Origin of the sequence: Leclercia sp. GLN_9 (assembly GCF_043105735.1) — a bacterium.
GTDB classification, from domain to species: domain Bacteria; phylum Pseudomonadota; class Gammaproteobacteria; order Enterobacterales; family Enterobacteriaceae; genus Enterobacter; species Enterobacter adecarboxylatus.
In genome coordinates this window covers 155,279-167,002 of record NZ_JBICLV010000026.1, presented here as the reverse complement: position 1 = coordinate 167,002, position 11,724 = coordinate 155,279, and the positions used below count along the sequence as shown (strand labels likewise).

General features: G+C 57.3%; 10 protein-coding genes. 3 read left to right on the top strand and 7 right to left on the bottom strand.

The genetic code is table 11. The features are described from left to right. Positions 1-99: 99 nt before the first annotated feature. Positions 100-1,767, top strand: coding sequence for an energy-dependent translational throttle protein EttA (ettA, locus tag ACF8PE_RS17590; protein ID WP_032616421.1), 1,668 nt, complete (start codon positions 100-102; stop codon positions 1,765-1,767). Positions 1,768-1,846: 79 nt separating this feature from the next. On the opposite strand, the gene nadR is transcribed toward ettA, so the two are convergent. Genes nadR through serB form a run of 3 tightly spaced genes read right to left on the bottom strand, consistent with a single transcriptional unit; the run spans position 1,847 to position 5,480 of the window. After that, on the bottom strand, positions 1,847-3,079 hold the full coding sequence (nadR, locus tag ACF8PE_RS17585) for a multifunctional transcriptional regulator/nicotinamide-nucleotide adenylyltransferase/ribosylnicotinamide kinase NadR (RefSeq protein ID WP_059308766.1): 1,233 nt from the start codon (positions 3,077-3,079) through the stop codon (positions 1,847-1,849). 35 nt (positions 3,080-3,114) lie between these two features. Next, a complete protein-coding gene (gene radA, locus ACF8PE_RS17580) occupies positions 3,115-4,500 on the bottom strand; it encodes a DNA repair protein RadA (RefSeq protein WP_392495133.1) in 1,386 nt (461 codons plus the stop codon). A gap of 11 nt (positions 4,501-4,511) precedes the next feature. Next, positions 4,512-5,480: a phosphoserine phosphatase gene (gene serB, locus ACF8PE_RS17575; protein WP_059308767.1), complete on the bottom strand. Its 969-nt coding sequence runs from the start codon at positions 5,478-5,480 to the stop codon at positions 4,512-4,514. 121 nt (positions 5,481-5,601) lie between these two features. On the opposite strand from serB, the gene ACF8PE_RS17570 reads away from it, so the two are divergent. Both ACF8PE_RS17570 and lplA read left to right on the top strand, forming a co-directional pair. Beyond that, positions 5,602-6,246 (top strand): YtjB family periplasmic protein, encoded by a 645-nt coding sequence (locus ACF8PE_RS17570; RefSeq protein WP_392495132.1) that lies wholly within the window; start codon positions 5,602-5,604, stop codon positions 6,244-6,246. A gap of 39 nt (positions 6,247-6,285) precedes the next feature. Continuing rightward, positions 6,286-7,302, top strand: a complete 1,017-nt coding sequence (lplA, locus tag ACF8PE_RS17565) for a lipoate--protein ligase LplA (RefSeq protein WP_306738061.1) — start codon at positions 6,286-6,288, stop codon at positions 7,300-7,302. 51 nt (positions 7,303-7,353) lie between these two features. Here lplA and deoD read toward each other — a convergent pair whose 3' ends face one another. From deoD to deoC, 4 genes are all read right to left on the bottom strand, one after another. Then, the gene (gene deoD, locus ACF8PE_RS17560; protein ID WP_006174049.1) at positions 7,354-8,073 is read right to left on the bottom strand and encodes a purine-nucleoside phosphorylase; all 720 of its coding nucleotides are present in this window, start codon (positions 8,071-8,073) and stop codon (positions 7,354-7,356) included. A gap of 127 nt (positions 8,074-8,200) precedes the next feature. After that, positions 8,201-9,424: a phosphopentomutase gene (deoB, locus tag ACF8PE_RS17555; RefSeq protein WP_059308768.1), complete on the bottom strand. Its 1,224-nt coding sequence runs from the start codon at positions 9,422-9,424 to the stop codon at positions 8,201-8,203. Between the two features lie 50 nt (positions 9,425-9,474). Next, positions 9,475-10,797, bottom strand: coding sequence for a thymidine phosphorylase (deoA, locus tag ACF8PE_RS17550; RefSeq protein WP_392495131.1), 1,323 nt, complete (start codon positions 10,795-10,797; stop codon positions 9,475-9,477). 55 nt (positions 10,798-10,852) lie between these two features. Next, positions 10,853-11,632 (bottom strand): deoxyribose-phosphate aldolase, encoded by a 780-nt coding sequence (deoC, locus tag ACF8PE_RS17545; RefSeq protein ID WP_059308769.1) that lies wholly within the window; start codon positions 11,630-11,632, stop codon positions 10,853-10,855. Positions 11,633-11,724: the final 92 nt, after the last annotated feature.

The following is an 11,724-nucleotide window of genomic DNA, read 5'->3' as shown; positions in this document are numbered from 1 at the left end:
CGCGCTTTAACACTCCCGGCGTCGATGGCTGGGATTAGAGAGGGAAAAAGGCTACACTTCGCCACTATTCTCATCACGATAAAAGAGGCGAAGTCCAACGTGGCTCAATTCGTTTATACCATGCATCGTGTCGGCAAAGTGGTCCCGCCGAAACGTCATATTCTTAAAAATATCTCGCTGAGCTTTTTCCCGGGCGCAAAAATTGGTGTGCTGGGTCTCAACGGTGCCGGTAAGTCCACCTTGCTGCGCATCATGGCGGGCATCGATACAGACATCGAAGGTGAAGCCCGTCCGCAGCCTGGCCTGAAAATCGGTTACCTGCCGCAGGAACCGAAGCTGAACCCGGAACACACTGTTCGCGAATCCGTCGAAGAAGCCGTTTCTGAAGTGGTTAACGCGCTGAAAGGCCTGGACGAGGTCTACGCGAAGTACGCCGAACCGGATGCCGACTTCGACAAGCTCGCCGCCCAGCAAGGCAAATTTGAAGAGATTATCCAGGCACATGACGGTCACAACCTGAACGTGCAGCTGGAGCGCGCGGCCGATGCCCTGCGTCTGCCAGACTGGGATGCAAAAATTGAAAAACTGTCCGGTGGTGAACGCCGCCGCGTCGCGCTGTGCCGTCTGCTGCTGGAAAAACCAGACATGCTGCTGCTCGACGAACCAACGAACCACCTGGATGCGGAATCCGTAGCCTGGCTGGAACGCTTCCTGCACGACTTCGAAGGTACCGTTGTGGCGATCACCCACGACCGTTACTTCCTCGATAACGTTGCCGGTTGGATCCTGGAGCTGGACCGCGGTGAAGGTATTCCGTGGGAAGGTAACTACTCCTCCTGGCTGGAGCAGAAAGATCAACGTCTGGCGCAGGAAGCTTCTCAGGAAGCGGCGCGTCGTAAGTCGATTGAGAAAGAGCTGGAGTGGGTTCGTCAGGGCGCGAAAGGCCGTCAGTCTAAGGGTAAAGCCCGTCTGGCACGCTTCGAAGAGCTGAACAACGCCGAATACCAGAAACGTAACGAAACCAACGAACTGTTCATTCCGCCTGGAGCACGTCTGGGTGACAAAGTGGTGGAAGTCAGCAACCTGCGTAAGTCTTATGGCGACCGCGTGCTGATCGACGATCTGAGCTTCTCGGTACCGAAAGGCGCGATCGTGGGTATCATCGGCCCGAACGGCGCGGGTAAATCAACCCTGTTCCGTATGATGTCCGGTCAGGAAGCCCCTGACAGTGGCACCATCACCCTGGGTGAGACCGTGAAGCTGGCCTCCGTTGACCAGTTCCGTGACGCCATGGATAACAGCAAAACCGTCTGGGAAGAAGTGTCCGGCGGGCAGGATATCATGCGTATCGGCAACACCGAGATGCCAAGCCGCGCTTATGTAGGCCGCTTTAACTTCAAAGGTGTTGATCAGGGTAAACGTGTGGGCGAGCTGTCCGGTGGTGAGCGTGGCCGTCTACACCTGGCCAAACTGCTGCAGGTTGGCGGTAACGTCTTGCTGCTCGATGAACCAACCAACGACCTGGACATCGAAACCCTGCGTGCGCTGGAAAACGCCATGCTGGAGTTCCCGGGCTGCGCGATGGTTATCTCGCACGACCGTTGGTTCCTTGACCGTATCGCGACCCACATTCTGGACTACCAGGATGAAGGTAAAGTGGAGTTCTTCGAAGGTAACTTCACCGAATACGAAGAGTACAAGAAACGCACGCTGGGCGCCGACGCGCTGGAGCCGAAGCGTATCAAGTACAAGCGTATCTCGAAATAAAAGCAAAACGGCAACCTACAGGTTGCCGTTTTTTTATGCCTGCGCCCTCCCCTTGTGGAAAAGGGTTGGCGTAAGGGGGTTACCCCTTCTCCCCCATCATCTCTTTCACCAGCTCCACGCAACGCAGGAAACGGCCGTCATAATCTGCCTCTTCCACATGCACAAAGTCGATATTGTTCGCTTCCAGCATCTCCACCAGCATGGTCTGGAACTCTTTCCGGTCCACCGAGCTGCCCAGGCTGCGCATCCCATCCGCTACCCACGGCGTGTTGTTCTCCAGCAGGATCACCAGGTCAAAGCGGTATTCGTCGATCAGGGCCTGCACAAACGGGTGCTCGCGCCCTTCGTACTTCTTACAGAACGCCTGAGTAGTGACGAAATCGGTGTCAATGAACGCCACTTTATTGGCGTATTTAACCGCAAAATCAATGTATTGCGCATGGCCCAGCGCGATTTTATCGTAGTCGGAATACTGCAACGCCATCTCATCCCCGCCAAGGTGTGAGAAGACATAATCCCGGCCATACTCCCAGGCGCTGGTGGTGTTAAAGATGTTCGCCAGCTTGTTGACCAGCGTGGATTTACCGCTGGACTCCCCGCCGAGGATCGCCACGGTGCGCACAAAGAACGGCTTCACTTCGGTGGGAATGTACTCCCAATAGCGGAACGGGTTTTCGCGGATCTGCGCTCCGCTGATGTTCATAAAGGTACGTTTGGGGTCAATCAGCACCGTCTCCGTTCCCAGGTGTTCCGGGTATTGCGAGGCATCGGACTCTTCAGAGGTGTAGATCCAGTTAGGCTGGATCCCTTTCTCTTCCATAAAGGCTTTTATGCCATTGCTCCACACGTCCCAGCCGTGGGGATACGGCTCCATGCCCTCTTCGTTAAAGGCATGAATACGAATGTTTTTCTGGTATTTAAAGGTTTGCAGCAACCAGCGCAGGCGATCGGATACGGTAGGTTGCTGGGACATGGCGCTGGCTTCGAACAGCTCCCGGTCGCGCTTATCATCGTAGCCCATGATGATATGCAGTTCGTCCACCTGGCTACAGGCGCGCTGGATGAGGTAGACATGCCCGGTATGCAGCGGATAAAACTTGCCGAACACCACGCCGATGTTCTTTTGCATGCGCGGAAATTCAAGCCCCAAAAAGCGATGCAGCGCTTCCAGCTTCTGCGCGCTGGGGCTTTTGATTTTGGCATTCAGCAGTTGGCTTAAATAGCCCTTGGTCATACCGCTGGCTTCCGCCACCTGCTGCAAGGTGCAGCCCTTCTGGCGGATAGCGGTCTTGATATAGTCAAATGACGACATAAATTACGGTGCCTCCTGCAACATCGAAGAGGTAATTATAAGTCGTCAAAGACGTTTAACGCATCTGCGAGTTTTTTCACCCCGAAGACCTGCATCCCTTCCGGTAATTTTTTGGGCACGTTCGCGGCAGGCACAATCGCCCGGCGGAAGCCGTGTTTTGCCGCCTCGGAGATACGCTCCTGGCCGCTCGGCACCGGACGGATCTCCCCTGCCAGCCCGACTTCGCCAAAGACCACCAGATCCTGCGGTAGTGGACGGTCGCGTAGGCTGGAGACCATCGCCAGCAGCAGGGCCAGGTCGGCACTGGTTTCGGTGACTTTTACCCCACCGACCACGTTCACAAACACATCCTGATCGGCCATCTGCAGGCCGCCATGGCGGTGCAGCACCGCCAGCAAAATCGCCAGACGGTTTTGTTCCAGGCCCACCGCAACGCGACGCGGGTTGCCCATCATCGAATGATCGACCAGCGCCTGAATCTCCACCAGCAGCGGGCGCGTCCCTTCCCAGACCACCATCACCGAGCTACCGGAGGTGACTTCATCACCACGGCTTAAGAAGATGGCCGACGGGTTACTGACTTCACGCAGCCCCTGCTCGGTCATGGCAAACACGCCCAGCTCATTCACCGCACCGAAGCGGTTTTTATGGCTGCGCAGAGTACGGAAACGGGTATCGACATCGCCATCCAGCATCACCGAGCAGTCGATACAGTGTTCAAGCACCTTCGGACCGGCCAGAGCGCCATCTTTGGTGACATGGCCGACCATAATGATCGCCACGCCGCGGGTTTTGGCGAAGCGCGTCAGGTAGGCCGCGGTCTCACGCACCTGGGCGACGCTGCCCGGCGAGGACTGCACATCGGCCATGTGCATCACCTGGATGGAGTCGATCACCATCAGCTTCGGCTGCTCTTCCTCAGCAATCATGCAGATCTGCTCGATGCTGGTCTCGGAGAGCATATTCAGATCGTTGGTGGGCAAAGAGAGCCGGTGCGCGCGCATCGCCACCTGCTGTAATGACTCTTCACCGGTGACGTACAGGGTTTTCATCTGCGACGCGAGCTTACACAGGGTTTGCAGCAGCAGGGTCGATTTCCCCGCGCCCGGGCTACCCCCAATCAGAATGGCGCTCCCCGGTACGACGCCGCCGCCCAGCACCCGGTCAAACTCTTTAAACCCGGTGGAGAAGCGCGGCAGGGCTTCCAGGCTGATGTCGGAGAGCTTCTGAACCTTCGATACACCCGCGTTGCCCGCATAACCGCTGAGACGCTCGTTACGGGCAACGGTTGGCGAAGCGGCAACCCCGCGCACTTCGGTGATGGTATTCCAGGCATGGCAGGCACTGCACTGCCCCTGCCAGCGCGGATAATCCGCACCACATTCATTACAGACAAATGCGCGTTTTGGAGCTTTCGCCACGTTTTACCTCTTTATTTCTGGTTCACGCTGCCGGAGAGAATGCAGAACACCCCCATCAGGTCAGCATGACGGATAATCACTTCCGTCTTTTCGTTCACGGTCGGTTTAGCATGGTAAGCAATGCCAAGCCCGGCCACTTTAATCATCGGCAGGTCGTTCGCGCCGTCGCCAATCGCCACCGTCTGGGCGACCGGGATATCATACTTTTCCGCCAGACGGGTCAGGGTGCTGGCTTTAAACTGGGCATCGACAATCTGGCCCACCACGTTTCCGGTCAGCTTACCGTCAAGGATCTCCAGTTCGTTGGCGACCACGGCATCCAGACGCAGCTTGTCGCGCAGATACTCGGCAAAGAAGGTAAACCCGCCGGAGGCGATCGCCACTTTCCAGCCCAGCGTCTCCAGCTTCAGTACCAGCTGCACCAGCCCAGGCATCAGCGGCAGCTTTTCGCGGACCTGGAGCAGAATATTGGCATCGGCATCCTTCAGGGTCGCCACGCGCTGTTTCAGGCTGGCGGTGAAGTCCAGTTCGCCGCGCATCGCGCGCTCGGTCACTTCGGCCACCATCTCGCCGGTACCGGCCAGTTTGGCGATCTCGTCGATGCACTCGATCTGAATGGCGGTAGAGTCCATGTCCATTACCAGCAGCCCCGGGGTTTTCAGATGCGGGATTTTACCGAGCGGAGCCACATCCAGCCCGGCGTCGTGCGCCAGACGAGTAGCGCGCTGGGTCAGGGAACCGGCCAGACGAATGACCTGGTAATCTTCCACGCACCAGGCGGCGACGATCACCATTGCGGCACCCAGCTTGCTCTGATACTGGGTCAGCTGCTGTTTATCCAGGCCGCGGCCATACAGCAGCCAGCCGCTACGGCCAGCATGGTAGTCCAGCGGCATTACCTCATCGCCACTTAATGAGAGCGGCAATCCTGGCCATAAAGAGACATCATTGGGCAGGTCGCACCAGGTAATGTTTGGCATTAAAGCTCCTGTAAAATCGTTCGCGCCGGGAATCATCCAGGGGGTGAAAATAACGCATGAGGCTACCTTGTAACCATCACTTCTGGCAACATTAACCCCGAAAATTTTCAGCAGGTGGAATATGGCTCGTGCAAAACTAAAATTCCGGCTTCATCGAGCCGTGATTGTCCTCTCCTGTCTGGCCCTGTTAGTGGCGCTGATGCAGGGCGCATCCTGGTTCAGCCAGAATCATCAACGACAGCGTAACCCACAGCTTGAAGAGCTGGCGCACACGCTGGCGCGTCAGGTGTCGCTTAACGTCGCCCCGCTGATGCGTACCGAAACGCCAGATGAAAAGCGCATTGGGCAGGTGCTGCGTCTGCTGACTTACGAGAGCCGCATTCTGGATGCCAGCGTGTATGACAACGAAGGCGCGCTAATTGCCCGGGCGGGGGAACATGTCGAGGTGCGCGACAGGCTGGCGCTGGATGGTAAAAAAGCCGGCGGCTACTTTAACCAGCAGCTGGTGGAGCCGATTCAGGGCAAAAATGGCCCGCTCGGCTACCTGCGTCTTACTCTCGACACCCATACCTTAGCCACAGAGGCCAAGCAGGTGGATAACACCACCAATATCCTGCGCCTGATGCTGCTGCTGTCGCTGGCGATTGGCGTGGTGCTGACCCGCACATTGTTACAGGGCAAACGCACCCGCTGGCAGCAGTCGCCATTCCTGCTCACCGCCAGCAAGTCGGTACCCGAAGAGGAAGAGAGCGAGAAGAAGGAATAGTGTTAAAGTAACCAAACGATTCAGAAAAGGAACTTTGCCATGACGACGTTACGCCTGCTTATCTCTGACTCTTACGATCCCTGGTTTAATCTCGCCGTAGAAGAGTGCATCTTCCGCCAGATGCCCGCCACGCAGCGGGTGCTGTTCCTGTGGCGCAACGCCGATACGGTGGTCATTGGCCGGGCGCAAAACCCGTGGAAAGAGTGCAACACGCGACGCATGGAAGAGGACAACGTGCGTCTGGCGCGTCGTAGCAGCGGCGGCGGCGCGGTGTTCCACGATCTCGGGAATACCTGCTTTACCTTTATGGCCGGCAAGCCGGAGTACGACAAAACCATCTCCACCAACATCGTGCTGAGCGCATTACAGGCGCTGGGTGCGACCGCGGAAGCGTCCGGGCGCAACGATCTGGTGGTCAAGACCGCCGAGGGCGATCGTAAGGTCTCGGGATCGGCCTATCGTGAAACGATGGACCGCGGTTTTCACCACGGCACCCTGCTGCTGAATGCCGATCTCAGCCGCCTGGCAAACTACCTCAATCCCGACCAGAAGAAGCTGCAGGCCAAAGGTATCACCTCCGTGCGTGGCCGGGTTGCGAATCTGGTGGATCTGCTGCCCGGCGTGACTCACGAACAGATCTGCGACGCGATCCGTGAGGCCTTTTTCGCCCATTATGGCGAGCGCGTAGACGCTGAAGTGATCTCCCCGGATAAGACGCCGGATTTGCCAAACTTTGCCGAGACCTTTGCCCGCCAGAGCAGTTGGGAGTGGAACTTCGGCCAGGCCCCTGCCTTCTCGCACCTGCTGGATGAGCGGTTTACCTGGGGCGGCGTGGAGCTGCACTTCGACGTCGAGAAGGGCCACATCTCGCGCACGCAGGTCTTTACCGATAGCCTGAACCCGGCGCCGTTAGAGGCTCTCGCAGCGCGTTTGCAGGGCTGTTTGTATCGGGCAGATATGCTGCAGCAGGCGTGTGACGCCCTGATTGGCGATTTCCCGGAGCAGGAGAGAGAGTTGCAGGAGCTGTCGGCGTGGATTGCGCGGGCGGTACGTTAACGAACGGTCTTGCTTCCTCCCTCCCCCAAAGGGAGAGGGAGGAGGAGATAATTACTCTTTATCGCCCAGCAGAACGGATTCCAGCGCGATTTTGATCATGTCGTTGAAGGTGGTCTGACGTTCAGCGGCAGTGGTCTGCTCGTGAGTACGGATATGGTCAGACACTGTGCAGATGGTCAGGGCTTTCGCGCCGAACTCTGCTGCCACGCCGTAGATACCTGCCGCTTCCATTTCCACGCCCAGGATGCCGTACTTCTCCATCACGTCGAACATTTCGCCGTCCGGGGAGTAGAACAGGTCAGCAGAGAAGATGTTGCCCACGCGTGCGTCAACGCCCAGGTTTTTCGCCGCGTCTACCGCGTTACGCACCATGTCGAAGTCTGCGATGGCGGCAAAGTCGTGATCCTTAAAGCGAATACGGTTCACTTTGGAATCGGTGCAAGCACCCATGCCGATAACGATATCGCGCAGCTTAACGTCCATGCGCACTGCGCCACAGGAGCCGACACGGATGATTTTCTTCACGCCAAAATCGGTGATCAGCTCTTTGGTGTAGATGGAGCAGGATGGGATACCCATGCCGTGACCCATTACGGAAATTTTGCGGCCTTTGTACGTACCGGTGAAGCCCAGCATGCCGCGAACGTTGTTCACTTCACGCACGTCTTCGAGGAAAGTTTCAGCGATATGCTTCGCGCGCAGCGGGTCGCCCGGCATCAAAACGACGTCAGCGAAATCACCCATCTCTGCATTAATGTGAGGAGTTGCCATCTTCAGTTCCTTTTACATTGTTGTTTTTGCCGGGTGGCGACTGCGCCTTACCGGGCCTACATGCTGTTCTCCCTCTCCCTGTGGCAGAGGGCTGGGGTGAGGGCATCAGGCCGCCCCCACCGTGACATCAGAACATAGCCTTGCCATATTCCATGTCGGACGTACCAAAGTATTTCGCAATGGTCTGGCCGATGTCCGCAAAGGTTTCACGGTGTCCCAGCGAGCCTGGTTTGACTTTCGGGCCGTACACCAGCACTGGAATGTGCTCGCGGGTGTGGTCGGTACCGGTCCAGGTCGGGTCGCAGCCGTGGTCGGCGGTCAGGATCAGAATGTCATCTTCCCCCACCAGCTCCATCAGCTCCGGCAGACGGCGGTCGAACAGTTCCAGACCCGCAGCATAGCCTGCGACGTCACGACGGTGGCCCCAGGAGGAGTCGAAATCAACGAAGTTGGTAAAGACGATCGTCTTGTCGCCCGCTTCTTTCATCTCTTTCACGGTCGCGTCGAACAGCGCGTCCAGACCGGTGGCTTTCACTTTTTTGGTGATACCGCAGTTGGCATAGATATCCGCGATTTTACCGACGGAGACCACCTGGCCATCTTTCTCATCAACCAGTTTTTGCAGCACGGTAGGTGCTGGCGGCTCCACAGCCAGGTCGTGACGGTTGCCGGTACGCTGGAAGTTACCCGGCTTGTCGCCAACAAACGGACGCGCGATCACGCGGCCAATGTTGTAGCCACCTTCGGTCAGCTCTTCACGGGCGATTTCGCACAGCTCGTACAGGCGATCCAGGCCAAAGGTCTCTTCATGGCAGGCAATCTGGAACACGGAGTCAGCGGAGGTATAGAAAATCGGTTTGCCGGTTTTCATGTGCTCTTCGCCAAGCTGGTCCAGAATTACGGTCCCGGAAGAGTGGCAGTTGCCGAGATAGCCCGGCAGGTTAGCGCGCTCAACCAGCTTATCCAGCAACTCCTGCGGGAAGCTGTTTTCATGATCGGAGAAATAGCCCCAGTCGAACAGAACCGGTACACCAGCGATTTCCCAGTGACCTGACGGGGTGTCTTTCCCGGAAGAAAGCTCGTGCGCCCAGGCGTATGCGCCCACCACTTCCGCGTTGCCATCCATACCCGCGGCAACGTGGCCGGTAGAGCCTTCGTGGGCTTTTACCAGACCCAGGCGGGTCAGGTTTGGCAGATTCAGCGGGCCTTGACGCCCGTTGTTTGCTTCGCCTTTAGCACAGGCTTCAGCGATGTGACCCATGGTATCTGCACCGGTGTCACCAAAGCGATCTGCATCTTCTGTAGCGCCGATGCCGAAAGAGTCCAGCACCATAATAAATGCACGTTTCATATGTTCTCCGTACTCAGTGCTTATAAAAAAGCGATCAGATCAGTATACCGCTATTCGGTAATGCGACGATAGACGGTTAGTGTGCTTTCTGGAGCTTTATCTGCCAGGGTGATGGCGGCCTTCACTGCTTTCGCCGCATCCTGCCAGCTGTTTTCATCTTTCGCGTGGATCACAGCCAGCGGACGTTGGCCGTCAACGCTGTCGCCCAGACGGGCCATATCGGTAAAGCCGACGCTGTAATCAATGCTGTCCGATGCCTGACGACGACCGCCACCCATCGATACTACCGCCATGCCCAGCGCGCGAGTGTCCATGGCAGAGACAAAACCTTCCGTATCTGCGTAAACCGCTTTGCTCAGCATCGCCGTTGGCAGGTATTTGGCATAGTTTTCCACGAAGTCGGTCGGGCCTTTCTGCGCAGCAACCATCCGGCCAAAGATTTCGGCCGCTTTGCCGTTATCCAGCACCGCCTGCAGTTTGGCACGGGCCTCGGCGTCGTCTTTGGCGAGGTTACCGGAGATCAGCATCTCGACGCACAGCGCCATGGTCACGTCGAACAGGCGCGGGTTGCGGTATTCGCCAGTCAGGAACTGGACTGCTTCACGCACTTCGACCGCATTACCGGCGCTGGAAGCCAGCACCTGGTTCATGTCAGTGAGCAGCGCGGTGGTGCGCACGCCTGCGCCGTTGGAGACGCCAACGATCGCTTCGGCCAGCGCAGCGGAGAGTTCATAGGTCGGCATAAAGGCGCCGCTGCCCACTTTCACGTCCATCACCAGCGCATCCAGCCCTTCAGCCAGTTTTTTGGCGAGGATAGAGGCGGTGATCAGCGGGATGGAGTCAACGGTCGCGGTAATGTCACGCGTGGCGTAAAAACGCTTATCCGCCGGGGCAAGAGAGCTGGTCTGGCCGATAATCGCCACACCAACGTCTTTAATAATGTCACGGAAGCGACTGTCATCCGGGAAGATATCGAAGCCCGGGATGGCTTCCAGTTTATCGAGCGTGCCGCCAGTATGGCCGAGGCCGCGCCCGGAGATCATTGGGATATAGCCGCCGCAGGCAGCGACCATTGGCCCCAGCATCAGCGAGGTCACATCACCCACGCCGCCGGTGGAGTGTTTATCCACGATCGGGCCATTAAGGTTAAGGCTCTTCCAGTCCAGAACGGTTCCTGAATCCCGCATCGCCATGGTCAGCGACACGCGCTCCGGCATCGCCATATCGTGGAAGAAAATGGTCATCGCCAGGGCGGCAATCTGCCCTTCAGAAATGGTATTGTCGCGAATGCCGTTGATAAAGAAACGGATCTCTTCGTCGCTTAAAGCATGACCATCACGTTTTTTACGAATAATTTCTTGTGCGAGAAACACGGTAACCTCCCGAAAGTAGGCCGGGTAAGCGTAGCGCCACCCGGCAAATCAAATCTTAATAGCTGCTTGCGCTCTTACCGTCGCCATGACCCAGCGCTTTCAGCAGGCTGGCCAGCAGGCTGGAGGCACCGAAGCGGTAGTGACGGGCGTCGGCCCAGTCGGCACCGAACAGCTCGTCGGCAATCGCCAGGAACTGCTGCGCGTCTTCCGCGGTACGCACGCCGCCTGCCGGTTTAAAGCCCACGCTTTTTTCCACGCCCATGTCGCGGATCACTTCCATCATGATGCGTGCGCTTTCCGGGGTGGCATTCACAGGGACTTTACCGGTAGAGGTTTTGATGAAATCGGCACCCGCTTTGATGGAGATTTCAGACGCTTTACGAATCAGCGCTTCTTCTTTCAGTTCGCCGGTTTCGATGATCACTTTCAGCAGCACGTTTGCCGCAGCGCAAGCTTCTTTACAGGCTTTAACCAGATCGAAACCAACCTGCTCGTTACCGGCGATTAGCGCACGGTACGGGAAGACCACGTCAACTTCGTCAGCACCGTAAGCGATAGCGGCGCGGGTCTCAGCCAGCGCGATCTCGATATCGTCGTTACCGTGCGGGAAGTTGGTGACGGTAGCGATGCGCACGTCCGGCGTACCCTGCTCTTTCAGGGTCTTGCGGGCGATCGGAATGAAACGCGGGTAGATACAGACAGCAGCGGTATTGCCCACGGCCGTTTTTGCCTGATGACACAGAGCGATCACTTTCTCGTTGGTGTCGTCGTCATTCAGGGTTGTCAGATCCATTAGTTTCAGGGCGCGCAGGCTGCTTGCGGTTAAATCGGTCATAACATTCTCCCGGCGTATAGCCGTAAAATTTTACCTTGCGGGTCTGTGAGTATTCTAACATCCACCCGCATTCTCACTTCGACATTCATCAC